General features: G+C 64.4%; 18 protein-coding genes. 7 read left to right on the plus strand and 11 right to left on the minus strand.

Going from position 1 to position 24416, the window contains the following annotated elements; translation table 11 throughout:
* Positions 1–51: 51 nt before the first annotated feature.
* Both CLU92_RS09555 and ppnN read right to left on the minus strand, forming a co-directional pair.
* Positions 52–1119, minus strand: a complete 1068-nt coding sequence (locus CLU92_RS09555) for a LacI family DNA-binding transcriptional regulator (protein WP_101481699.1) — start codon at positions 1117–1119, stop codon at positions 52–54.
* Between the two features lie 339 nt (positions 1120–1458).
* Positions 1459–2829 (minus strand): nucleotide 5'-monophosphate nucleosidase PpnN, encoded by a 1371-nt coding sequence (ppnN, locus tag CLU92_RS09560; protein WP_101481700.1) that lies wholly within the window; start codon positions 2827–2829, stop codon positions 1459–1461.
* A 310-nt stretch (positions 2830–3139) separates the two neighbouring features.
* Between ppnN and CLU92_RS09565 the strand changes: the two genes are divergently transcribed.
* The 4 genes from CLU92_RS09565 to CLU92_RS09580 all read left to right on the plus strand — a co-directional run bounded on the left by CLU92_RS09565 (position 3140) and on the right by CLU92_RS09580 (position 7571).
* Complete coding sequence (locus CLU92_RS09565) at positions 3140–4645, plus strand: peptide MFS transporter (protein WP_101481701.1); 1506 nt, start codon at positions 3140–3142, stop codon at positions 4643–4645.
* A 131-nt stretch (positions 4646–4776) separates the two neighbouring features.
* Positions 4777–5469 (plus strand): UPF0149 family protein, encoded by a 693-nt coding sequence (locus CLU92_RS09570; protein ID WP_101481702.1) that lies wholly within the window; start codon positions 4777–4779, stop codon positions 5467–5469.
* 12 nt (positions 5470–5481) lie between these two features.
* Positions 5482–7176, plus strand: coding sequence for a hypothetical protein (locus CLU92_RS09575; RefSeq protein ID WP_101481703.1), 1695 nt, complete (start codon positions 5482–5484; stop codon positions 7174–7176).
* Between the two features lie 14 nt (positions 7177–7190).
* Positions 7191–7571 (plus strand): hypothetical protein, encoded by a 381-nt coding sequence (locus tag CLU92_RS09580; protein ID WP_101481704.1) that lies wholly within the window; start codon positions 7191–7193, stop codon positions 7569–7571.
* Positions 7572–7580: 9 nt separating this feature from the next.
* Here CLU92_RS09580 and CLU92_RS09585 read toward each other — a convergent pair whose 3' ends face one another.
* The 6 genes from CLU92_RS09585 to CLU92_RS09610 all read right to left on the minus strand — a co-directional run bounded on the left by CLU92_RS09585 (position 7581) and on the right by CLU92_RS09610 (position 15056).
* A complete protein-coding gene (locus CLU92_RS09585) occupies positions 7581–10085 on the minus strand; it encodes a TonB-dependent siderophore receptor (RefSeq protein ID WP_101481705.1) in 2505 nt (834 codons plus the stop codon).
* Between the two features lie 100 nt (positions 10086–10185).
* Entirely contained in the window at positions 10186–11187 is a 1002-nt protein-coding gene (locus CLU92_RS09590) for a FecR domain-containing protein (RefSeq protein ID WP_101481706.1), read from the minus strand.
* The gene (locus CLU92_RS09595) at positions 11180–11701 is read right to left on the minus strand and encodes a sigma-70 family RNA polymerase sigma factor (RefSeq protein ID WP_101481707.1); all 522 of its coding nucleotides are present in this window, start codon (positions 11699–11701) and stop codon (positions 11180–11182) included. Before CLU92_RS09595 ends, CLU92_RS09590 begins: the two co-directional genes overlap by 8 nt.
* A gap of 110 nt (positions 11702–11811) precedes the next feature.
* Positions 11812–12354: a GNAT family N-acetyltransferase gene (locus CLU92_RS09600; RefSeq protein WP_180338475.1), complete on the minus strand. Its 543-nt coding sequence runs from the start codon at positions 12352–12354 to the stop codon at positions 11812–11814.
* A gap of 54 nt (positions 12355–12408) precedes the next feature.
* Positions 12409–12636, minus strand: a complete 228-nt coding sequence (locus CLU92_RS09605) for a hypothetical protein (protein ID WP_096235832.1) — start codon at positions 12634–12636, stop codon at positions 12409–12411.
* A gap of 152 nt (positions 12637–12788) precedes the next feature.
* The gene (locus CLU92_RS09610) at positions 12789–15056 is read right to left on the minus strand and encodes an OPT family oligopeptide transporter (RefSeq protein WP_257561041.1); all 2268 of its coding nucleotides are present in this window, start codon (positions 15054–15056) and stop codon (positions 12789–12791) included.
* Between the two features lie 247 nt (positions 15057–15303).
* On the opposite strand from CLU92_RS09610, the gene CLU92_RS09615 reads away from it, so the two are divergent.
* Positions 15304–17583, plus strand: a complete 2280-nt coding sequence (locus CLU92_RS09615) for a penicillin-binding protein 1A (protein ID WP_101481710.1) — start codon at positions 15304–15306, stop codon at positions 17581–17583.
* 96 nt (positions 17584–17679) lie between these two features.
* Here the strand turns inward: CLU92_RS09615 and CLU92_RS09620 are convergent, their stop codons facing one another.
* Positions 17680–18333 carry a TetR/AcrR family transcriptional regulator gene (locus tag CLU92_RS09620; protein WP_243858032.1) on the minus strand — a complete coding sequence of 218 codons (654 nt, stop codon included), beginning with the start codon at positions 18331–18333 and terminating at the stop codon, positions 17680–17682.
* 390 nt (positions 18334–18723) lie between these two features.
* Between CLU92_RS09620 and CLU92_RS09625 the strand changes: the two genes are divergently transcribed.
* Positions 18724–19638: a triacylglycerol lipase gene (locus CLU92_RS09625; protein ID WP_101481712.1), complete on the plus strand. Its 915-nt coding sequence runs from the start codon at positions 18724–18726 to the stop codon at positions 19636–19638.
* A gap of 10 nt (positions 19639–19648) precedes the next feature.
* Positions 19649–20569, plus strand: coding sequence for a lipase secretion chaperone (locus tag CLU92_RS09630; RefSeq protein ID WP_101481713.1), 921 nt, complete (start codon positions 19649–19651; stop codon positions 20567–20569).
* 3 nt (positions 20570–20572) lie between these two features.
* Here CLU92_RS09630 and CLU92_RS09635 read toward each other — a convergent pair whose 3' ends face one another.
* Both CLU92_RS09635 and CLU92_RS09640 read right to left on the minus strand, forming a co-directional pair.
* Positions 20573–23302 (minus strand): winged helix-turn-helix domain-containing protein, encoded by a 2730-nt coding sequence (locus tag CLU92_RS09635; protein ID WP_180338476.1) that lies wholly within the window; start codon positions 23300–23302, stop codon positions 20573–20575.
* A 99-nt stretch (positions 23303–23401) separates the two neighbouring features.
* Entirely contained in the window at positions 23402–24391 is a 990-nt protein-coding gene (locus CLU92_RS09640; protein WP_101481715.1) for a bifunctional diguanylate cyclase/phosphodiesterase, read from the minus strand.
* Positions 24392–24416: the final 25 nt, after the last annotated feature.

Below are 24416 nucleotides of genomic sequence, written 5' to 3' on the forward strand. Positions count from 1 at the left end.
GAAACCGGTTCCATACCTTCCCCAAAAAAAAGGGCAACGCCCTCTTCCCCGTCAATCTGCACTCTTGCCCGCAATTCCTCCCTGGGTCGAGTTGCGCACAATCAACTTACCCGGCAACAGCACCTCGCGCGGCGGGCACTGCTCGCCCTGCAGGCGCGACAACATGCACGTCATCGCCGAAAAGCCGATCTCGTAAGTCTGCTGCTCGATCGTGCTCAGGCCCGCCAATGGCGACCACGGCAATTCGTCAAAGCCCAGCAGGCCCACGTCTTGCGGCATGCGCAGCGCGAGGCGCTGCAGCATCAGCGCCAGTTCCAGCGCCACCATGCCGTTCGACGCCAACAGCGCCACGCGGCGGCCGCGCCACTGCGCCAGGCATCGCCGCACATGCGCGTCGATGGAGGGCCGGTCGTCCAGGTCCACCGCCAGTACTTCGCCCACGCAGCCGGGATGCTCGGCCATCACGGACTGAAAACCCTCGGCGCGCATCAGCCGCGAACTGACGCCCGTCAATGGCGGCGCGACGAAGGCGATGGCGTCGAAACCCTGTTCGATCAGATGCGAGGTGGCCAACCTGCCAGCCTGTACATTGTCCAGGCCCACCAGGTCGAAATCGGCGCCCTCGATGCGGCGGTCGACCAGCACGATGGGCATGTCCGCCTGCTGCAAGTCAGACGATTGAATGTTGCGCCCCTGCGTGTTGACGATCAGCCCTTCCACGCTGTACGAGCGCAGCGCTGCCAGCGACTGCCGTTCGCGCAGTTCGTCATTGCCTGTATTACACAAGATCAAGGTATAGCCATGCTGCTGGCAAGCCGCCTCCACGCCTTGCAGCACTGCCACCGTGTAAGGGTTCAGCATGTCCGCCACGACCATGCCGATCAGGCGCGTGCGTCCACGCTTGAGGCCGCGCGCCATCTGGTTCGGCTGGTAGCCGAGGCGCGCGATGGTGCTGGTGATCTGCTGGCGGATATTCTCGGACAAAGCGTCCAGTTCGCCGCCGAGAAAGCGCGACACGCTGGTCTTCGACACGCCCGCCTCGCGCGCCACTTGGGCGATGGTCACGGGCCGGGCTGGCTCGCCGGAAACTGTTTTTTTATTGCCGCGTACTGAATCCAAGGTTGCTCTCCACTACCTGTTGACGTTCATATTTTTATTTTGGAACCGGTTCCAAAGATAGCACCCACGCATCGATGACGCAAGCGATTTGATTACTTGTGGTGGCGAAAGCACGCTGGGGGCAAATGTGAAAGGCGCCACCCTCCCCCGGCAAACGCAGGGAGAGAGCGGACGGTGACTTGCAACACCTGACAAAACCGTAGCGAGCGGAAGGAAGGCTGGGCGCCCCCGATGGCTCGGGAAGCGCAACTGTACGAAGTACGGGGCCGCCGAGGCAGTGAGCATCGCAGACCGCCAATTACGACGCGCAATAGGTTTTGATAGGTGTTACTAAGTAGCTTACTGGATCACGGTATAGCAAGGTACGTATGCCGTACCGGCCAGCTTCATGCGGTGCTGCGCCACGAAGGAGGCCAGCAGCGCATCCATGGGACCCATGATGTCCTTGTCGCCATGGATTTCGAAGTTGCCGTGCTCTTCGATCGAACGGATGCCGTCGTCCTTGACGTTGCCCGCCACTACACCGGAAAACGCGCGGCGCAGCTGGGCTGCCAGCAAGTGCGTGGGCTGGTTCTTGTGCAGGCTCAGGTTACGCATGTTTTCATGCGTGGGGTGGAACGGCTTCTGGAACTCGTGGTCGATCTTCAGCAGCCAATTGAAATAATAGGCATCGCTGTGGGCCTTGCGAAATTCGCGTACCAGGCGGATGCCTTCGAGCATTTCGCGCGCCACCAGTTCCGGGTCGTCGATGATGATTTTATAGCGCTGCTGCGCTTCCGGACCCAGGGTGTCGCTGATGAACTGGTTGATCTGCACGAAGTACTCGCGCGAGGTTTCCGGGCCCGTGAAGATCAGCGGGAAGGGAATATCGGCGTTGTCCGGGTGCAGCAGGATGCCGAGGATATACAAAATCTCTTCGGCCGTGCCCGCGCCGCCGGGGAACACGACGATGCCGTGGCCCGCGCGCACGAACGCTTCCAGGCGTTTTTCGATGTCCGGCATGATGACCAGGTCATTGACGATGGGGTTCGGCGACTCGGCCGCGATGATGCCCGGCTCGGTGATGCCCAGGTAGCGGCCATTGTGCAGGCGCTGCTTGGCGTGGCCGATGGTGGCGCCCTTCATGGGCCCCTTCATGGCGCCCGGGCCGCAGCCGGTGCAGATGTCGAGGCCGCGCAAGCCCAGCTGGTAGCCCACTTCCTTCGAATAATTGTATTCGGCGCGGTTGATCGAATGGCCGCCCCAGCATACCACCAGGTTCGGGTTGAGCTGGGTTTGCAGCACGTTCGCGTTGCGCAGGATATGGAAGACGGCGTCCGTCACGCCTTCCGTGCTCTGCAAGTCGAATTTCGGATTGCCCGTGACTTCATCGCTGACGAAGATAATGTCGCGCAGCACGGCAAACAGGTGTTCGTGGATGCCCTTGATCATCTTGCCATCGACAAAGGCGATGGCTGGCGCGCCCTTGATGTCGAGCTTGATGCCGCGCTCGCGCTGAATGATGGAGATTTCAAACGATTGGTAGCGCTCCAGCAAGGCGCGGCCATCGTCGATGGTGCTGCCGCAATTCAAGACCGCCAGCGCGCAGCGGCGGAAAGTGTTGTACAGGCCGCCCTGGCTGGTGTCGAGCAGTTTGTTGACTTCAGTCTTGGAGAGCACGTCCAGGCGGCCTTCCGGTGAAACCAGAGTATCGATAACGTCGTGTTCCATAATGCGAAAAATCCCTTTAAAAATCGATGCTCGAAGGTCTTGCAGCCTTAATATACGACAAGTCAGGCAAGTTGTGCTGTGCCGCCGCAAAATCGCCGGGGCCGCCCTTGCCTGCAAACCGGTTTGACTAATATGAAACAGTCATTCTTGCTAATGCAAATCGAAACTTACGCTCAGCGCAATTTGTAGATTAGAATGCCAGCCTATTGGAATTCCCGTGCGTGAGGTTCTTCATGAGAGTCCCCGCCGCCCGCAGGCTTCCATAAGTTTTTTTATCGATTGACTATAATAATTTTTCAGGAGGAACCGCATGAGCGGTGCGACTACGCCCAACAAGGAAGCCGTTATTCCCGAGTTCAAGCAGATTATGGGCCATCCAGGCCCATTATGGATGTTGTTCATGACTGAATTCTGGGAACGCTTCGCGTTCTACGGAGTTCGCTGGGCGCTGGTACTGTACATCGTTGCCCAGTTCCACGGCGGCGACGGTTCGGGACAGGCAGCGGCCAACCTTACCTACGGTTCCTTCCTCGCGCTGGTGTACGCCGGCGCTCTGTTCGGCGGTTACATCGCCGACCGCGTCATCGGTTACCAGCGCTCCATCCTGCTGGGCGCCGTCTTCATGGCCGCCGGCCTGTTCTGCATCTCGGTACCGAACCAGGACATCTTCAACCTGGGCCTGGCCACCATGATCGTCGGTAACGGCATGTTCAAGCCGAACATCTCGACCATGGTCGGCAAGCTGTACGCGACCGCCGATCCGCGCCGCGACAGTGGCTTCACGATCTTCTACATGGGCATCAACATGGGCGCCATGGCCGCGCCCGTCTTCACGCAATGGCTGGCAGGGTCGATCTTCGGCACCAGCGATATGCCTGCGTACAAGATGGTCTTCATGGCTTCCGGTTTCGGCATGCTGATCAGCCTGGTATGGTTCTTCATCGGCCGCCGTGCCCTGAAGGGCATCGGCGCACCTGAAGCCGGTGCCGGCAGCCCGATGCGCGTCGTCTGGGTGGCCGTCGGCTCGCTATGCGTGATCCCGCTGATGTACTTCCTGCTGACCGTTGGCGCTGAAAAGTTGCAAATCGTCCTGACCGTGTTGTTCGCCGGCCTGGCCGTCATGCTGATGATCGAAGGCATACGCAATGGCAAGGTGGCGCGCGACCGCGTCATCGCCATGCTGCTGATTTTCGTCTTCAACATCCTGTTCTGGATGTTCTTCGAACAGGCGGGCAGCTCATTCACCTTCCTGGCCGACAAGATCGTCAACCGCGACCTGGGCTTCGCGATCTTCCCGACCGCCTACTTCCAGACCGTCAATTCGGTGGCCATCATCGTCTTCGCGCCTATCATCGCCGCCGTCTGGGTCTACCTGGCGCGCCACAACGTCAATCCATCGATTCCGCGCAAATTCGGCCTGGGATTGCTGGGCAATGCATTGGCTTTCGGCTTGCTGATCTTCGCTCTGTCGAGCCTGGTTGGTGCTGACAACAAGATCCCGTTCTGGACGCTGGCGACCGTGTACATGCTGCAATCGATCGGCGAACTGTGCCTGTCGCCTATCGGCCTGTCGATGGTCACCAAGCTGGCCCCTGTGCGCCTGGTTGGCCTGGGCATGGGCGGCTGGTTCCTGTCGACCGGTATCGGCAACAACCTGTCGGGTATCTTCGCCAGCTACGTCAGCGGCGAAAGTGGCATGTCGGTGCAGTCGGCCCTGTCCGGCTATACCTTCGGCTTCTGGTCCCTGCTGGGCGCCGGTGTCGTACTGTTCCTGATCGCACCGCTGATCAACAAACTGATGCACGGCGTGAAGTAAGCGTCTTGTACTAGCTCAAAACGGCGGCCTGCGGGTCGCCGTTTTTCATTCCGCCAGCCGTTTCACCCTGGCCTGGCGGTACAATACCGCCATGGCCAGCGGCCACCCGACCAACCCCGATAAAGAATCCCATGTCCAGCATCTCCACCACCACGCCCCTCTCCGACGACGAATACGCCGAACTCGACACCCTGCTGGCCGCGCCCGCCCTGGCCGACGCCGCCATGGACGTGTCGATGCTGGAAGGTTTCCTCACGGCCGTCGCCCTGAGCCCGAAACAAATTACCGTTGAGCAATGGTTGCCCTGGGTCTGGGACAAGGCGGCGGGCAGCGCCGCGCCCGCGCCGGACGAGGCCAGCGAACGGGCAGCCAGCCTGGCGCTGCGCCACCACGCCTACATGGTCGAATGGCTGACGAAGGACCCGGACAGCTTCGAGCCCATCTACGTCTGCGGCCCCGAATGGAGCGTGCCCGCCTGGTGCGCAGGCTTCCTGCTTGGCACCAGCCTGGACAAGCCCCAGTGGGCGGCCCTGGCCGTCAGCCACCCTCAATACCTGGCGCCGTTCCAGCACCTGGCCACGGCCAGCGAGCTCGACGACGAGGCGGCCGAAACGGCCATGGATGGCGTGATTCCCGCTGTCATTGCCATCAATGCCGCCTGGGCGCGCCAGCGCCACCTGAAAAGTCAGGTGCAAAGCCAGTCCGGCGCGACGGTCTTGCGCGACGTACCGAAAACGGGCCGCAACGACCCGTGCCACTGCGGCAGCGGTAAAAAATATAAAAAATGCTGTGCCGACGCCGATAGCGCGGCTGGCCAAGGCTAAAGCGACGCCTCCTTGCGCCAGCTGCTGACGGCCCTGTTGCGTTTCCTGCTGCGCCACGCGCTGCAGTTCGCGCTCTTTATCGTCATCCTGCTGGCCGGGCGCTTGCTGCTGGCCGAATGGCGCGCCTACAGCGCCGCCAGCGAGGCCGTCACCGCGCTCAGGCTGGCCGCCAGCGGCGCCGATCATCATGGCGCCGGCCTGGCGGATGCCGCCACATCCAGGGTCAACGCCCTGCAAACAATCTCACAAACGGCCATCACCGCCCGCCTGGCGCAAGTACAAGCGCAATTGCGCCAGCTGCGCGCGCAGCAGCAGCCGTCGCTGTTTACCCTTCCCCTGCCCGACACGAGCACCTTGGCCATGCACGCACGGGAAGAAGCCACGCGCCGCGTGGAAATCGAGGTGCTGGCGCAGGAAGAACACTATTTGACCGCGCTTCAGGCGGCCCTGAACGGCGAGGATGCGCGGCATACCCTGGCGCGCCTGCATGCGGAACATGTCGACGCGTATGCCGCGCTGCAAAATAATGTGCGCCAGCGCCGCGAACTGGAAGCGCAGCACCCCGTGGCCGCGCGCCTGCCCGGCAGCGATGCTCACGCGCAGCTGTCGCAGCTCGAAGCGCAAGGCCAGCGCCTGCGAGACATCAACCTGCAAGTCTACAAGGCCTGGACAGCACAGCGGGCGCGCACCAACGATGCGGCCCGCCCCGCGCCCTTCGCCATTGACGACAGCGCGCTGGCCGGCGCACTGGCGCCCGTGCAGGCGGCGATTACGGCAGGAGAAGCACAGCTGGCGAGCAACTGGATCGCCCGCTGGCGCGGCCCGGTCATGGACGTGGTGCCCACGGCCGCCCTGCTGGTGCTGTCGGCCATCCTGCTGCCGCTAGCGATCAAGGCCTTCTTTTACTTCGTGCTGGCGCCATTGGCTTCGCGCCTGAAACCATTGTCCATCGGGCACGCGCTGAACGTGACAGCCACTACTCTCCCCCTGCCGCCCGATGGCCAGTCCCGCATTTCCGCCGTCTCGCAGGCGCTGCAACTCGGACCTGGCCAGCAGATGCTGATCCACCCGGCATACCTGCAATCGTCGCCCGTCAGCAGCACCAAGCGCACGCAGTGGCTGCTGGACTGGCGCTTCCCGTTCACCAGCCTGGCCGCCGGCATGGTGGCGCTGACCCGTTTGCACAGCGACGCGCCAGCGTCCGTGACGATTTCCGCCAGCGACGACCCGCTGCTGGAAATCGCCATCGTCCACCTGCCTGCCGGCAGCGCGCTCGTGTTTCAGCCGCGGGGCCTGGTGGGTTTGATCTGCGACTCGGGCCAGCAGTTGGCGATATCGAGCCACTGGCGTCTGGGCAGCCTGCACGCCTGGCTCACTTTGCAGCTGCGCTTCATCGTCTTTCGCGGCCCCGTCACCCTGATCGTGCGAGGCTGCCGCGGCGTGCGGATGGAGCGGGCAGGCCAGGGCCGCAGTATCAGCCAGTCCGCCACCCTGGGTTTTAGCACCGACGTGCTGTATTCGACCCTGCGCAGCGAAACCTTCATCCCCTACCTGCGCGGCCAGCAGGCCCTGCTCAACGACCGCTTCGACGGCGACAACGGCGTCTACCTGTACGAAGAAACCCCGCGCCACGGCAAGCAGCCGGGCAAGGTGGGCAGCTGGTTCGAGGGTTTCACGGACGCCCTATTGAAAGTGTTCGGCATCTAGCCGAAGCAAGCAAGATGAACGACTTCCTGTTTGCCGATTTTCTCGAGGACCAGGCCGTGTATGCGGCGGTAGAGGCCTACTGGCAGGCACGCCTTGCCTTCCTCAACGGTCTATGCGCGCCGTATCTGCGCACCGCGTTTGCCAATGGCCAGCCGTTCAATGACGGCAATCCCATCGTCAACCTGGCGGACCGGGCCGCTGGCAAGGCGGCGCGCATCGTGCAGGAATGCCCGCTGGAGTTCGGCCCCTGCTACACAAGCTTCGAGCAAGCCATCGAGCTGGCCTGCAGCGATGGACAGCGCCCGGCGCGGGAAAAAATCATCGTGCTGACCTTGACCGCAAACTCGGCGCAACGCGCCGAGGAAGAACTGCGGGCCTGGTTTGATCCAGCGTAAGGCCGCGCGCTACCAGAGGTAGGCCATGCGCAGGCCGACATTGCGCTGCTCGCCATAATTACAGGCCCGCGCCGAGAAACACGAGGCGACATGGTATTTGTCGAACAGGTTCTTGACCGTCATGCTGACGCTCAGGCCGCGCCAGACGCTGCGGGCCTGCCCCAGGTCATAGCGCAGCGACAGGTCGGCCAGGGTGAACGCCGGCACCTGGAAAGTGTTCTCCGCATCGCCCCAGCTGGCACCGACATGGCGCACGCCAGCGCCGGCCGACAGGCCGCGCAAGCCGCCGGCAAAGGCGTAATCGGCCCAGGCCGAGGCCATCTGCCTGGGCACTTCAAATGGCGACTTGCCCTGCACGTTCGAACCCCACCTGTCCGGATACGCCTTAGTCACTTTCAGGGGATTGTAGGTCAGGGACGCCAGCAGTTTCAGCTGGCTGCTCGGCTGTGCCGCCACTTCCAGTTCGATGCCGCGCGAGCGCACTTCTCCCTGCTGGATCGAAAAGTTCGGGTCATCCGGGTCCGTCGTCAGCACATTCTGGCGGCGCAGTTCAAATGCGGCTGCGGTCACGGAAAGATGCGCGCCAGGCGCGTACTTCACGCCGACTTCCACTTGCCGGGCCGTTTCCGGCGCGAACGGACGGTCCAGGCGGTCCGCGCCGGAGACGGGCGAGAACGATTCGCTGTAACTGGCGTAAGGCGCCAGGCCGTTCGCCGCCAGATAAGTGATGCCCGCGCGCCCAGTGAATGCCCTGGGCTTGCGCAAAGTCGTGGTCGAAGGCGATACCAGCAGATTGAGCTGCTCCTGGCGCGTCCAGTCCTGGCGCCCGCCCACGGTGAAGACCCAGCTGCGGTACTGCATGCGGTCTTGCAAATACGCCCCCAACTGCCGGTTATGCTCGCGGCGCAGGGCATCGGGTGCCAGCGCCGCCAGGTTCAGCGGACTGCCGTAGACGGGGCGGTAGATATCGATCTGCGGACCGTCGGCAATATACGAGCTGAACGAAGTATTGCTGCGGCTGTAATCGATGCCGGCAACCACCTCATGGCGCAGCGCACCTGTCGCCACATGGCCCGTCACGCTTGTATCGAGCGAGTACACGCTGCCCTTGCCGTCGCGCGTATCGATCTCGCGGTTGGTGATCGCCTTGTCGATCAAATTGCCGTAACGAAACATGTACTGTTCATGGTTATCCGCGTGCAGGTAGCGAAAGTTCTGCCTGACTGTCCATCCGTTGTCGAAGGTGTGGCGCGCCGCGTAGCCCGCCGAAGCGACGCGCGTTTCCTCACGGTCGAAGCCGGGCTCCCCCAGGAAACGCGTCAGCGGCAAGCGGCCGTTGGGATTGCTGCCGTTCAGGGCCTCCCACTGCACGTTCGACGATTGCATGGCGCGATTCTTCTGGACAAAGCCCAGCAAGGTGATGCTGGTGCGGGCGCTCGGCGTCCACGTCAGGCTGGGCGCCAGATAGTAGCGGTCGTCCCTCATGTCATCGATCTGCTGGTCCGCATTGCGCGCCAGCCCCACCAGGCGGTACTGCAGGCTGCCATCGTCCGCCAGCTTGCCGCCCACGTCGAGGGCCAGTTGCTTGCGCGCGTAGCTGCCGAGCGATAATTCGACCTGGTTCAGCTGGTCCGCCGCGGGGCGCTTGGCGACGAAATTGACGATGCCGCCCGGTGCGTTCTGGCCATATAACACGGACGAAGGCCCCTTCAGCACTTCCACCCGCTCGGCACCGTATGGTTCCACACCGAAGAAGCCCAGCGTCCCCATGGGCATCAGGCGCATGCCATCGAGGTAGAACGCGCCCGAGAACTGGCTGAAGCCGCGCACCGCCAGGCTGTCGTCGGCAGGATTGGCGCCTGCCGTGTTGCTGCGCAAGCCGGCCGTGTACTGAATCGCGTCGTTCAGGGTACGCACGCCCTGGTCATCCATGCGGTCGCGCGTGATGACGGATACCGATTGCGGCACTTCCAGCAAGGAAGCGTCGGTCTTCGTGGCGGTACTGCCGCGCCGCGCCACATAGCCGCTGACCTTGCCCCAGGGGTTTTCCTCTTCCGCCTGCGCGCTGACGGTCACGGGCGCCATCGTCTGCACGCCATCGGCCGCTGCGCCAGTAGCGGACGCGGTGGTGGCGCGCAGCGCATAGCCGCCACCGGCCGTACGCACGGCATCCAGCCCGGTGCCGGCCAGCGCGCGAGCGAGCGCATCGTCCACCGCATAGCTGCCGCTGACGCCACGGCTGCGCAATCCTTCCGTCGTGGCCGACCCAAAGGCGATCAGCAAGCCCGCTTCACGCCCCAGCCGGTTCAGCGTCGCTTCCAGCGGCCCGGCCGGGATGGCGTAGTGGCGCAGGGCCTCGGCCTGTCCGGCTGTCTGTGCCTGCGCCGGCGCGCCGGCCAGGCTGACCACGGCGCCCAGGCACAAGGCATGCACCAGGTGGGCGAGCGGCTTCATTGCCAGCAGGCCCGGTAGCCGGCTGCGCGTGGATGGGAGGAATGTGCTGCGATCGTTCATGGCATGCCTTCGTATCATGGGATGGGTGGAACGGGCCAAAACCTGTGCCCTCACTTCCCTTGACAAGGCAGCGTACAAAAACAGTCCATGTATTTTCAGTTTATTTTTTCGTGGCGCGCGGCCGCAGCGTGACCCAGAAGCGCGTCAGATAATGCAGCTCTACGGGCAAGGCCTCCACCAGCGCCAGTAGCGCCCTGTCGGTATCGGCCAGCGGATAGGCGCCCGATACCAGCAGATGCGCCAGCGCCGGGTCGCATGCCAGATGGCCGCGCCGATGGCGCGACAACTCCAGCAGGAAGGCGTCCAGGCGCATGTGCGCGGCGACCAGCATGCCGTCAACCCAGGCGCCCGCGCCGGCATCAAGCGCATGCGCCGCGCCCAAGCCGTCGCGGGTAAAACTGCCCTCCTCGCCCGCCTGCAGCACGCGTGCCTGGCCATGGGCCGCCGCAGGCCGCAGCTCGACAGCTCCTTCCAGCACGCCGACCTGCACGAAACCGTCGCGCTGACGCACGATAAAACGCGTGCCCAGCGCCCGCGCCGTGCCATCGGCGGTGTGCACGAGGAAGGGCCGCCGCTGCGCGTCGGGCGCCGTCTGCAGCAGTACCTCGCCGCGCAGCAGCTGCACCGCGCGCGCGCTTGCGTCGTAGCGCAGTTTGATGGCGCTGTCCGTATTGAGCACCAGCGTGCCGCCGTCCGGCAGGCGCAAGCTGCGCCGCTCGCCCGTGGCCGTGCTGGCATCGGCATTCCACGACTGCCAGACGGGTGCCTGGCGCAACAGGGCGGCGCTGCCGCCCGCAACCACCAGCGCCGTCAGCAGGCGCACCGCGCGGCGCCGCTGTGCGCCTGCAGGCGCGGCCAGAGCGGCGCTGGCCAACGGCGGCGGAATGCCCGCCAGCTGGCCGCTGACCGCCTCGATGCGCTGCCAGGCCCGTTCATGTTCGGCGTCCTCGGCGCGCCAGCGCTGCCAGGCATCGAGTTGTGCGGCAGTGGCGTCACCGCCCTGCACCGCCAGCCACCACTGCACGGCCCGCCGCGCCACGGCGGGCGCCACGCGTGCGGCGGCAACCAAGCTGCCCAGCGGAAGCTGTAGCTCTTCATCCATCGTGCTGCTCCGGGAAAAAGCAGCGCAGGGCCGCCCTGGCCAGATGGCGCTTGACGGTGGACAGGGAAATTCCCAGCTCGGCGGCGACCTCCTGCTGCCCCATGCCGTCGAGCTGCACCAGCAGGAAAGCTTGCCGGGCCTGCCCAGGCAGCGCGGCCAGGCGGCGGTCCAGCTCCACCAGCCGTTCCAGGAACATCAGGCGCACCTCGGGAGGCGGCGCCACCGGTTCCGGCATCAGGGCAAGAGCATCGAGGTAGGCCTGCTCGATGGCGCGCCGGCGCACATGGTTGATCAGCAGGTTGCGGGCGATCGTCGTCAGATACGCGCGCGGCTCCTGCACGCCTTGCATGCCTTGTGGCGCGAGCACGCGCAGGAAGGTGGCCTGTGCCAGGTCGGCCGCGTCGAAGGCGTTGCCCACCTTGCGCTGCAGCCAGCCACGCAGCCAGCCGTGATGCTGGCGATACAGAATGGCGATGTCATCGAAGTCATGCAGGGAGACGTGGTCGGCGGACATGGAGCGGCGGGTCTGGCGGATAGCACAAACTTAATGAGAATTATTCTCAATTATAGGCAGAAGTGAGCGACTCGGCAAGATCAGTGGCTGCCGCGGCCAGCGCAGGCGGCTCAATCCGCCCTGAAATCAGCCTGCAGCAAAGCGTAGACATGCAGGTCGACAAACACGCCGTTTAACCATTCCGCCTGCCGCAACACACCTTCGTGGGCAAATCCCAGCCGCCCGGCCAGCGCCATGCTGGCGTGATTGCCGGCCGCGCATTGCAACGCGATGCGATTCAATTGCAGCACGCCAAACGCATGCGCCAGGACGGCGCGTACCGCCGCGCTGGCGATGCCCCTGCCCTGGAACTGCCGTCCGACGTAATAGCCAATGCTGGCCTTGCGGTCCGCTGTATCGGTCTCTTTCAGGCGGATGCTGCCGCATAAGGCCGTGCCGGAAAAAATATGCCGTTCCAGAATGTCACCGCTGGCGGCGCGCGCGGCAGCGGCGCACAGATACTCCCGGGCATCGTCGACGCACGCCAAATGCACCACGGCGGGCAGGAAGGCGTGCAGGTGCTCACGGTTATGCCCCACCAGTTCAGCAAGGGCTTCGGCGTGTTGCGCCAGGGTTGGAACAATAGAGATATCAGGAAATGCTGAAAGATTCACGCACAAAACCCTGGCGGGCCGAAAAAGTGAAAGTAGAAAAAACTGGCTTGACCGCTACGCCGCAATCGAATGCGACACCGTCAGCCACTCGCCCGGCTGCAGCTTGGCCGCTGCCTCGCGGGTGGCCAGCACGCTGTCGGGGTCCAGGTCAGACCGGTTCAGCTTGTAGGAATAGGCGAAATCGTCGGCATCGAATGCCTGCCCCGCCTTGACGTAATACTTGAAGCCGACAAAGGAGTCGGGATTGGTGACGACAGTGTATTCAAGCGTGACGCTGTTCATGGCGGGCCTCGTCGACGTTGGTAAAGTATTCATTATGCGTCAATTCCGTCGGCAGCGACGCAGCAACGGCGCATCGCCGTCATGCGCACCCATAAAAAAAACCGCCCGGGTCGTTATGACACCGGGCGGTTTTCATTGGATAGGCTACAGCATCACGCCTGCGGGCTGTCCGCCTTTTTCTCTCTAGCGACGACGTACAGCAGCACGATGATGAGCGCATACGGCAGCAGTGACAGCGCGTCCGAATGCAGGCCCGCATAAAACGGGTTGCCGTGCTCGGCCCAGTCGGCCATCATCTGGTCGAAGTGCGTCAGCACGCCGGCTGTAATCGCAATGATGATGCCGGCCAGCGCGCCGCCGGCGATGTAGCCGGACGCCAGCAGCACGCCCGAACTGCGGTCGCCCGCCAGCTGGCGCTCTTCCTCGTTCAGTTTCGCGTTGTGTTCCAGCTTGTTGTTGCGGCGGTCCGCCAGCCAGCGCACCAGGCCACCGACGAAGATCGGCAAGGTCGATGACAGCGGCAGGTACACGCCCACGGAAAATGCCAGCGACGGGATGCCGGCCATTTCCAGCACCACGGCGATCATCACGCCGAACAGCACCAGGGTCCACGGCAGTTGCTGGTCGAGGATGCCCTTGATGATGTAGGACATCAGCACGGCTTTCGGCGCATCATATTTTTTCACTTCCGAGCCATCCGGACGCTTGCTGTAATGGCCATTGATGCCCGGGTCGACCAGGTAAGCCAGCTGGCCATCTTCCTTGACAAAATATTTGCCGGCCGGGCCGCCCACGGTGTCCGTCTTTTGCCAGACTTTATACGTATTGTGGTCAGCGTCGGCTTGCGGGCCATGCAGCTCGCCCGTCACGGTCAGCTTCGACGCGTCCACCGTCAGGCCAGGCGCTACTTGCGCGGCCGGCACGTAGACGGTGCTCGCCTCGTTCAGTTTCAGCAAAATCGGACCGAGAATCAGGGCGGACGACAGCGCGCCCGCCAGAATCGCATACTGCTGCAGGCGCGGCGTGGCGCCCACCAGGTAGCCGGTTTTCAAATCCTGCGACGTGGTGCCGGCATTGCTGGCGGCGATGCACACGATGGCGCCCACCGACAGGGCCGTCACATAGTAACGCCCGCCCGTCCAGCCCATGAGGAGGAAGATCAGACAGGTAAACAGCAAGGTGGCCACGGCCATGCCGGAGATCGGGTTCGACGAGGAGCCGATTTCGCCCGTCAGGCGCGAAGACACGGTGGCGAACAGGAAGCCGAAGACGAGGATCAGCAGCGCACCGAGGAAATTCATGTGCAGCGGCGTGGCGAAGGTGATCACGGCGATGATGGACAGACAGCCGATGATGACCCATTTCAGGGGGATGTCCTGGTCGGTGCGCAAGGTGGAATTGCTCTTGACGCCCTTGCCGATGCCTTTCAGGCCAGCCGACAGGCTGCGCCAGATCATGGGCATGGCGCGCACCAGGGAAATCAGGCCGCCGGCGGCCACGGCGCCCGCGCCGATATACAGCACATAGGCGCTGCGGACGTCGTCGGCGCCCATTTCGCTGATCAACTTGGTACCCGGCGAGAGCACGGTGGTCAGGCTGTCGCCAAAGAACTTGATCATCGGGATCAGGAGCAGGTAAGACAGTACGCCACCGGCCGCCATGGTGGCGGCGATGCGCGGGCCGATGATGTAGCCCACGCCCAGCAACTCAGGCGAAATCTCGGCGCCGATGGAGCCGCCCTTCAGCGGCGCGGCAAATTCCACGCCCGGCGTGTCCTTCCAGCCCTTGAACGAGATATTGAAGACCTTGTACAGCAAGCCGACGGCGAAACCGCCGAAGATGATCTTGGCGCGGCGCTTGGCGTCCAGCGCGGCAGCCGAATCCTTCTCGATGCTTTCGCCGGCGGCGATGCGCGATTCTTCCGTGGCGGCCGCCTTCAGTACTTCAGCGCAAGCCGTGCCTTCGGGGAATTTGAGTTCCTTGTGCTGGTCGACGATCATGGTGCGGCGCATGGGGATCATCATCAGGATGCCCAGCAGGCCACCGAGGATACCGACCAGCATGACGCGCGAGATTTCCAGGTCGAAGCCGAGGATAAGGATGGCGGGCATGGTCACGCCAAGGCCGAAGGCCAGCGATTCGCCGGCCGAACCGGCCGTTTGCGTGATGCTGTTTTCCAGGATTGACGAATCCTTGCCGCCCACCTTCTTGGCCAGGCCGAACAGGGTGATGGCGATCACGGCGACGGGGATCGAGGCGCTGACAGTCAGGCCCACTTTCAGCACCAGGTAGAGCGAGGAAGCGCCAAAGACCATCCCCAGGATGACGCCCATGAACAGCGCGCGGAAGGTCATCTCGGGCAGCTTCGCATCGGCCGGAATATACGGCTTCACGGCGCTCGGCATTGCATCTTTTGCCATAAATAAATCCTTAATTGTATAAAATAAACAGCCCGGATTGACGCCCGGGCTATTTGCTTGAAGCCGAGACTATCGCACAGCCACGTTTCGATGAAAAGGTTTTTTGCTCCCCGTCCCTGCGCCCCGGCCGCACAGGAAGCGCCGGCGCATTGGTCTATAATCGCTGCCACCGTGCCTTGCACGCTACTGTGAGACTGCCTTGACTGCCAAACGATCAGGATTCCCCTGGCCTTCCCGCCGCGCCACCATGCGCGGCTTCATCATCGCCGGCTGCGCCGCGCTGGCCGCCGCCGTGCTGCTGGCCGCCTACCTGTTCCTGTACGTTCGCCCCCGCCTGCCCGAGCTGGGCGTCATCACTGACTACCAGCCGAAGATACCGCTGCGCGTGTACACGGCCGACAATGTGCTGATCGGCGAATTCGGCGAAGAACACCGCGACTTCGTGCCGATTGCGCAAGTGCCGGAAATGATGAAAAAAGCCCTGCTGGCCATCGAGGACAGCCGCTTCTACGAACACCACGGCATCGACTTCGTGCGCGCCGGCGGCGCCGTGCTGTCGAACCTGCGCCACGGCTTCGGCCACGGCGGCGGCTCCACCATCACCATGCAGGTGGCGCGCAATTTCTTCCTGACGCGCGAAAAAGTCGCCTCGCGCAAGCTCAATGAAATCATGCTTGCCCTGAAGATCGAAGCGGCCCTGTCGAAAGAACAGATTCTCGAGCTGTACATGAACCAGATGTACCTGGGCCAGCGCTCGTTCGGCTTCGGCAGCGCGGCGCAGACGTATTTCGGCAAGCCTTTGTCCGAACTGTCGATCGCCGAAATGGCCATGCTGGCCGGCTTGCCGCAAAACCCCTCGCGCCACAACCCGATCAGCAACCCGAAGAAGGCGCACGCGCGCCAGCAACTGGTGCTGAAACGCATGCGCGAACTCGATTACATCAGCGAGGGCCAGTACCAGCAGGCGCTGGCGCAGCCCCTGCATATCAACAGCCGCGGCAAGCAGGGTTTTGATACGCACGCCGAATACGTGGCCGAACTGGCGCGCCAGGCCGTGTACGCGCAGTTCAAGGAAGACAGCTATACCAAGGGCATCAGCGTCTACACGACCATCCTGAAAGCCGACCAGGACGCGGCCTACGCCTCGACGCGCCGCAACGTCATCGCCTACGACCAGCGCCACGGCTACCGCGGCCCGGAAACCTTCATCGACATGCCGGCTGACCCCGAGCAGCGCGACGACGCCATCGATGCTGCACTGCAAAAACGCCCGGACAGCGACGGCTTGATCGCCGCCGTCGTCACGGAAGTCGGCAGCGGCAAGGTGGTGGCCGACACGGGCGACGGCGACGCCAAGGCCATCACGGGCGAAGGCTTGCGCTTTGCCGCCCCCGCGCTGTCGGCCAAGGCGAGCGCAGGCATCAAGCTGCGCCCGGGCGCCGTCATCCGCATCACCAGGGACGGCAAAGGCCATTGGTCCATCACGCAAGTGCCGCTGGTGGCCGCCGCCTTCGTCTCGCTGGACGCGGACACGGGCGCCTACCACGCCATGGTGGGCGGCTTCGACTACAACCTGCAGAAGTTCAACCACGTCACGCAGGCCTGGCGCCAGCCCGGTTCGGCCATGAAGCCCTTCGTGTATTCGGCGGCGCTGGAAAAAGGCTTTTCGCCGGCCACCCTGATCAACGACGTGCCCCTGGAAATGCAGGCGGGCGGCAAGGTGTGGGCGCCGCAGAACGACGACTTCAAGTTCGACGGCCCCATCACCATGCGCTACGCGCTGGCGCAATCGAAGAACGTGGCCTCGGTGCGCATCCTGCGCGCGCTGGGCGTGTCCTACACGCACGATTTCCTGGAAAAATTCGGCTTCGACCCGGCCCGCCAACCCAGCAATCTCACCATGGCGCTGGGCACGGGTTCCGTCACTCCCGTGCAGATGGCGGGCGCCTACGCCCTGTTCGCCAATGGCGGCCACCAGGTGGAGCCGTATCTGATTGACCGCATCGTCGACGCCAAGGGCACGGTATTGATGCAAACCAAACCGCCTGTCCCGAACGACGACAAGACCCTGGCGCTAGACCCGCGCAACGCCTTCGTCATGGACAGCATGCTGCGCGAAGTGGCCCGCACCGGGACGGGCGCGGCGGCGACGAAAAAACTGGGGCGCAGCGACATCGCCGGCAAGACGGGCACCACCAGCGACGCCGTCGATGGCTGGTTCGCCGGCTACGGCGGTGGCATCGTGGCCGTGGCGTGGATGGGCTATGACGAGCCGAAATCGCTGGGCGGACGCGAATTCGGCTCGACCCTGGCCATGCCGATCTGGATCGACTACATGCGCACAGCGCTCTCCACGCGGCCACAAGTGACGCGCGCCGTGCCGGCAGGCCTGAGCCAGGTCGATGGCGAGTGGCTATACGACGAGTTTATCGACATGAATGGCGTCAAGACGCTGGATATGGATGTGGAGACGCCGACGGACCCGGCGGCAGTGCCGGAGACGCTCCCCATAGAAACCACGAACTGATGAACCCGTAGGTCGGGTTAGCCGGCACGGCGTAACCCGACATGCGCCGCCGTCCGCGCGTGTCGGATTACGCTACGCTAATCCGACCTACCTCGCCTACGTCTTGACCATGCTCAGATACCCGCGCACCGTACTGACGACGCTATCGGCAAAATCGTCGACATTAACCTTCGCCGCGCGGTACTTCCAGCGCTTCACGTACCAGTCCTGGAACAGGGCCAGGCAGTGGGCGGCCAGCAAGGTGGGGTCGCCCTGCGGCTCCGGCTCGATTTCCCCGATGGTGGCGGCGATCAGCGTCTGCACATACAGTTCCGAATTCTTCGCCATGCTGCGCTGCTCTACCTGCAGCACGCGCGAATCCATGAAGACAAAATAAAACCACGGCTGCAGCACTTCGGACAGGTAGATCGACGAGCGTATCATCGCCTCGAGCCGGTCCAGCGGCGACTTCACGTCGGCAAACAGCAGCGGCAAGGCTTGCGTGGCGTGGCGCACCACGTCCTCGATCATTTCGGCCAGTTGATCCTTGCTGGTGATGTAGCCATACAGGCCGCCCATCGACAGCCCGGTCTCGCGGCACAGGTCGCGCAAGCTCATGGCGCGGAAGCCCACGTCATTGGCCAGACGGAAGGTGGCGACAAAGATGCGTTCGAGATTTTCCAGCGCCGGCTTGCGGCGCTTGACGCCGATACGTTCCGCGTGGCGGTCAAGAATATATTCCCAGATGTTTTCGCCATTTAAAGGCGTCATCTGCTGAAACTGTTCAAAATTAAAATGGGTCGACAAGTGCATTCCCAAGTAGCGGTGTAAGAGCGAGGTCCAGGCAATGCCTGTACGCGGCAAGGCAAGACGGCGGGACGGCTGATGCCGGGCCGATTATAGCTCAGGAAAACAAGTATTTGACCTTTCAACTATGCAATGGGCGCATACGCAACGCCAACTATCCACAGTTATTGCACTGCATCATACAATTCACTGCAATTTACATCCAGCAGTGCTACATTCAAAAAACCGAGCGCTCGCTATCTTTAATGCATCGATAGAATGTGAAGGGGCACACGGCACATCGCTACAGCATCGACATTTCCACTATTAATTGACTATGCATATAGTCGATCACTAATACATAACGGAGACAAAATGAAGACTCGCTTCTGGCAACTGCTATCCACCCTGCTGCTTTCCCTCGCCATCCTGCCTGGCAGCGCCAGCGCCGCCGGCTACACGCAAACGAAGTACCCGATCGTGCTGGTGCACGGCCTGTTCGGCTTCGACAAGCTCGGTCCCGTCGAATATTTCTATGGCGTGCCCGCCGCCCTGCGCAGCGGCGGCGCGCAAGTGTATGTGACTACCGTATCGGCTGCCAACAGCACCGAAGTACGCGGCGAGCAATTGCTGTCGCAGGTGCGGCAAATCCTCGCCGCCACGGGAGCTGCCAAGGTCAATTTGATCGGCCACAGCCACGGTGGCCCCACGGCCCGCTATGTCGCTTCCGTGCGGCCCGACCTGGTGGCATCCGTCACCAGCGTGGCCGGCGTCAACAAGGGTTCCAGGGTGGCCGATATCCTCAGCGGCGCCATTCCCAACACCAGCGGCGCGCTGGGCAATGCGCTCGCCTCCCTGATCGGCATTTTGTCGGGCAACAAGGGACTGCCGCAAAACGCGGGCGCCTCGCTGACCTCCCTGTCCACGGCCGGCTCACTGGCCTTCAACAGCCGACACCCGCAAGGCATCCCGACCACCGCCTGCGGTGAAGGCGCCTACCAGGTGCAAGGCGTGTACTACTTTTCGTGGAGCGGCGCGCAACCGTATACGAATCTGCTCGACGTGGGCGACCCTGCCCTGGCGGCCATCAGCCTGGCCTTCGGCGGCGTCAAGAACGATGGCCTGGTCAGCAGCTGCTCCAGCCACCTGGGCAAGGTGATCCGCGACGACTACGCCATGAACCACCTCGATGAAGTCAACCAGTTCGTCGGCATCGTCAACCTGTTCGAAACGAACCCCGTCACCGTCTTCCGCCAGCAAGCCAACCGCCTGCAAGGCCTGGGACTGTAAGGAGATGCGCATGCACGCGAAATGGATCATCGGCGGCAGCCTGGCAGCCCTGGCCCTGTACCTGGTGCTGCGCCCGGGCGAACCGCCCGCCCCGCCACAGGAAAAGCCGGAAGCGGACCTGTTCGCGTTCGTGCGCTCGATGCAAGGCACGCGGCCCGACGGCAACGTGACGGTGGCCGCCGGCGACAAGCTGGTGGTCGACGCGGAACTGGGCCATCTGTTCGACTACTACCTGGCGGGGCTCGGTGAAAAACCGCTGGCGGCCATCCGCAGCCAGATCGAGGCGGAACTGGACAAGCGCCTGGCGCCCGTCCCCGCCCGCGAAGCCAAGCGCCTGCTGGATGCCTGGCTGGCCTACAAACAGGCGCTGGCTGGCACGGAACAAGCCTTGCCGGCGCAAGCCGATGCGGCCCTGGCGGCGCGCGCACGCCTGCAGGCGATGCGCGCGCTGCGCGGCAATTATTTTACGCCCGAGGAAAGCGCGGGGCTGTTCGGCGCCAGCGATGCGTATGACGACGATGCCGTGGCACGCATGGCCATCCTGGGCGATGCGGGCCTGGACGAAGCACAGCGCCAGGCGCAATTGGCGGCGCTGGATCAAAAAATGTCGCCGGCCCAGCGCGCCGCGCGCGATGCCCCGCTGCAGGTGGCCCAGCTGGACGCCTCTGTGAAGACGCTGCGGGCACAGGGCGCCGGCGAGAATGAAGTCTATCGCCTGCGCGCCAGCACCTTCACGCCGGCAGCGGCGGCGCGCCTGGCGGAACTGGACCGCGAGGAATCACAGTGGCAGCAGCGCATCATCGCCTATCAGGCACAGAAGGCGCAGCTGGCCAGCCTGCCCGGCGGCGCGCAGGATACGGCAGCCATGCAGCAGCTGCGCGACGCCAGCTTCACGCCGGAAGAACAGCGCCGGCTGGGCGCCTACGAATAGCCATCAGGCCAGCTGCACCAGCAAAGCCGCAGCCGCCATCACGTCCGTGGTTTCGCGCCCCTGCCGGTAGCCGGCATGGACAGGGGCCAGAACGGCGTGCGCGGCGGCGCGGCGTCCTTGCACCAGCAGAACGGTCGCCAGGCTGGTGGCGCAGCGCAGTTCCCAGCCTGGCGCCTGCTGGCCTCTGGCCAGTTGCAACGCCTCTTCCAGCTGCACCCGTACGGTTTCCAGGCCGAGCGCATCGCCTTGCGCCAGCGCCCGCCAGCGGTGGTGCGCATCGCGGCGCAGCACTTCCGGCGCACTCCACGGCGCCACGCCCATGCGCGCGCGCCGCAGCGCCTGGCTATCGGCGGCGGCGTCGTGCAGGGTGGCCATCAAATCGATTTGTATAGGCCAGCTGCGCACCGAGGGCCAGGGAAACTCCGTCATCGCCTCGCCCGCATCGAGCAGGCGCTGGTAGGCGGCACCCCAGGCGCTCCAGTACAGCAGGCCATATCGGGCAGCATGCTCGCACAGCAGGCAAGTCCAGGCATGCGCCAGTCCTTTCTGCCCGCACCACAGGGCGACGGGGATGGCATTGATGGCCAGTGCCACGCACAGTGTGACACGATTGTGCTCGAATCCCACCGTCACCGCCTCGCGCGCCAGCGCCAGCGCATCGTCGGGACGGCCCTGCATCCACAGGCAGCGCGCCAGCGTGCCGCGCAGGCAGACCTGGTGATCGGCCAGCAAGGCATTGTTGAAGCCAAGCTGGCCGGCGCCCTCGGGGTGCGCCAGCACCATGCGCGCCAGTGCCGCCGACTGCGCGTAGCGCCCCCGCAAATACTCGCCCGCCGAGCGCATGCGCGCCAGCACCAGCCGCATCGCCGTGTCGTCGCGCGCTGCGCACAGGGCGGCAAGCTGGACCACGTAATTGTCGGCGCCCTGGAAATCGGCCATCTTCAGGCTGCAGATCCACATGCCGCAAATCGCCTCGGCGCGGCGGCTGTCGTCGTCCGTGCGCATGGCCAGCGCATAGCCGCGCTGGAAGGAGCGCAGCATGGTGCCGGTGACGCCCTGCGTATGCAGCAGCAGGTGCGCCAGCGAGGCATGCAGCTGCATCTCGCTGTCGGGATCCTCCACCGCATGGGTGGCCATGCATTCGAGCGCCCGCTCGACGCGCACGCGGTATTCATCCATCAGCGACAGCTGATAGAACAGGGTTTGCGCCGCCAGGGTCAGGGCCACGCCCAGCGCCACGTCACCGTCCTCGCCGAAGGCCCAGTCGATGGCTGCGCGCAGGTCATCGACATGGCGGCCGTAGCGCGCGCTCCAGTGCGCCGGGGCCATGCTTTCCCAGTCGGCGGCGATGCGTCCGGCCAGGCCCAGGCAATGGCGTGCATGGCGCAGCAGCACGGCGCCCGCGCCCCCGCTCGCCGATAGCTGGGCCGCAGCGTAGGCGCGCGTGGTGTCGAGCAGGCGGTAATACACATGCTGGCGGAAAAATTCGATGCTGACGAGGGACTTGGCCGCCAGGTCGGCCACCGTGTCGAAAACCTCGCAGCCCACCACGGCGCTGGCCGACTCCAGGCGGAACCGGCTCCTGAACACGCTCAGCGCCTGCAGCACCTGACGCTCCTGCGCATCGAGCAAGCCGTAGCTCCAGTCCAGGGTGGCGCGCAGGGTCTGGTGGCGCAAGGGCATGTTGCGCGCGCCGCGTGTCAGCAGACGAAAGCGGTCATCGAGCTGGCGGCGCAATTCGTGCAAGCCGAAATGGCCGATGCGCCCGGCCGCGAGCTCCAGCGCCAGCGGGATGCCGTCGAGCCGCCGGCAGATATCCACCACCACAGGCACATCGGCGTCGGCCAGCATGAAGGCATCGTCGACGGCCGCGCAGCGTTCGCAAAACAGCTGCACCGCCGCGAAATGGCGCGCCGCAGTCACATCGGGCACGGCATCGTCCGGCGGCAATTCCAGCGCGGGCAGGCGCAGCAACTGTTCGCTGGAGATGCGCAGCGGCTCGCGGCTGGTGGCCAGCACGTGCAGCAGCGGTGCGCCCTTGAGCAAGGCATCGGCCAGCGTGGCGGCCGCGCCGATCACGTGCTCGCAGTTATCGAGCACGATCAGCATGTGGCGCGGGCGCAGGTAGGCCAACAGGGCCGGCATGGCGTCGCCGGCCGGCACCGCCACTCCCAGCGCCGTGGCCAGCGCCAGCGGCACCAGGCGGCCTTCGTCCAGCGGAGAAAGGTCGACGAAACACACGCCGTCGGCATAGCGGCGCAGCACGCGCATGGCCAGGACGACGGCCAAGGTGGTCTTGCCGATGCCACCGGGGCCGGCAATGCACAGCAGGCGCAATTGCAGCAACTGGTTGGACATCGTTTGCAGCGCCTCGGCGCGGCCCAGCATGCGCGTCAGCATGACGGGCAGGTTATGCCACGGCTCCACGCCAGCCGTACCGGACTCCGGCCGGCCCGTGTGTGTCAGCGGCGCCAGGAAGCCGTAGCCGCGCCCGGGGATGGTGGTGATGTAGCGCTGGCCATCACGGCCATCGCCGAGCGCCTTGCGCAGCGCCGCCAGGTGCACGCGCAAGGTCGCGTCATCCACCACGGCATGGGGCCAGACGATGTTCACCAGTTCATGCTTGTCGACGATGTCGCCGGCGCGCTCCAGCAAGGCCAGCAGCAAGTCCATGGCCCTGCTGCCCAGGCGCAGCGCGCGGTCGCCCTCGAACAGCAGGCGTTCTAGCGGCAAAAGGCGAAACGGACCGAATACATAGGCCGGGACGGGACTGTTTATCATTCTTGCGTGGGGGAGAAAGTGGTCAAGCATGCGGCTGGCAGTGACCATATTTTACTGAGCATCCGCGCCACGCCGCATGGCGCCATGTTGCGGCGCTGTTACACGGCAGGCCGGCGCGCCAGCGGCCAGCAGCGCGGCCACGTCGGCCGCAGGTGCCGGGCGGTGCAGGTAAAAGCCCTGAACCTGGGGGCAGCCCAGGCGCCGCAGCTGCGCCAGCTGTTCGCCGTTTTCCACGCCCTCGGCCAGCACCTGCAAGCCCAGGCCGCGCGCCATTGCAATCGTCGAGGCGACGATCACAGCATCGCAGCCACTGCTCCCCAGGTCGCGGATGAAGCAGCGGTCGATCTTGATGGTCTGAATCGGCAGCATCCTGACATGGCTCAATCCCGAATGACCGGTACCATAGTCGTCGAGCGAAATGACCAGGCCCAGCGCGCGCAGGCGGCATAGCACCTGCGTTGCCTGCGCCATGTCGTCGATGCAGCAGCTTTCCGTCACTTCCAGCTCCAGCAGGGCGGGAGGAATGGCGTGCCGCTGCAGGCAGCGCAGTACAAAATCGGGCAAGTGCGGCTGGCACAGCTGGCGCGCAGAGACATTCACCGCGACAGGCACCAGAGGCAGGCCCGCCACGCGCCACTGCGCCAGCTGGCGGCAGGCGGCATCGATGCCCCAGTTGCCCAGTGCGGCGATGGCGTCGGTCTGCTCGGCCAGGCCGATGAAGGCGTTCGGGTAGATCAGGCCATGGTGCGGATGGTCCCAGCGCAGCAGCGCTTCCAGGCCGACCAGGCGCAGTTGCGCCGTATCGAACTTGCCTTGGTAGTGGAAGCAGAATTCGCCGTCGACGATGGCGCTGTCCAGGCGCGCCTGCAGCTCGCTGCTGCGCGCCGATGCGGGGGCTATGCCGCCTTGCCCCAGCAGCAACCGGCGCCGCGCCCACCACAGCATGGCGCAGCCCAGCGCCAGCGACATCAACGCCACCTGCGCTACATGCCGCAATGGCGCGCCGTCCAGCCAGATGCCCAGCGGCAGGCAGGCGGCCAACGCACAGCACAGCAGCGCCCGCGCG

It is taken from the genome of Janthinobacterium sp. 61 (genome assembly GCF_002846335.1).
Taxonomy (GTDB): domain Bacteria; phylum Pseudomonadota; class Gammaproteobacteria; order Burkholderiales; family Burkholderiaceae_D; genus Janthinobacterium.

Bases quoted from the DNA above. Each gene is read 5' to 3' on its own strand.
- CLU92_RS09570 (WP_101481702.1), top strand. From the start codon at position 4,777: ATGTCCAGCATCTCCACCACCACGCCCCTCTCCGACGACGAATACGCC.
- CLU92_RS09615 (WP_101481710.1), top strand. From the start codon at position 15,304: ATGCGCGGCTTCATCATCGCCGGCTGCGCCGCGCTGGCCGCCGCCGTG.
- CLU92_RS09585 (WP_101481705.1), bottom strand. From the start codon at position 10,085: ATGAACGATCGCAGCACATTCCTCCCATCCACGCGCAGCCGGCTACCG.
- CLU92_RS09590 (WP_101481706.1), bottom strand. From the start codon at position 11,187: ATGGATGAAGAGCTACAGCTTCCGCTGGGCAGCTTGGTTGCCGCCGCA.
- CLU92_RS09580 (WP_101481704.1), top strand. From the start codon at position 7,191: ATGAACGACTTCCTGTTTGCCGATTTTCTCGAGGACCAGGCCGTGTAT.
- CLU92_RS09625 (WP_101481712.1), top strand. From the start codon at position 18,724: ATGAAGACTCGCTTCTGGCAACTGCTATCCACCCTGCTGCTTTCCCTC.
- CLU92_RS09595 (WP_101481707.1), bottom strand. From the start codon at position 11,701: ATGTCCGCCGACCACGTCTCCCTGCATGACTTCGATGACATCGCCATT.
- ppnN (WP_101481700.1), bottom strand. From the start codon at position 2,829: ATGGAACACGACGTTATCGATACTCTGGTTTCACCGGAAGGCCGCCTG.
- CLU92_RS09565 (WP_101481701.1), top strand. From the start codon at position 3,140: ATGAGCGGTGCGACTACGCCCAACAAGGAAGCCGTTATTCCCGAGTTC.
- CLU92_RS09620 (WP_243858032.1), bottom strand. From the start codon at position 18,333: ATGACGCCTTTAAATGGCGAAAACATCTGGGAATATATTCTTGACCGC.
- CLU92_RS09605 (WP_096235832.1), bottom strand. From the start codon at position 12,636: ATGAACAGCGTCACGCTTGAATACACTGTCGTCACCAATCCCGACTCC.
- CLU92_RS09610 (WP_257561041.1), bottom strand. From the start codon at position 15,056: ATGGCAAAAGATGCAATGCCGAGCGCCGTGAAGCCGTATATTCCGGCC.
- CLU92_RS09630 (WP_101481713.1), top strand. From the start codon at position 19,649: ATGCACGCGAAATGGATCATCGGCGGCAGCCTGGCAGCCCTGGCCCTG.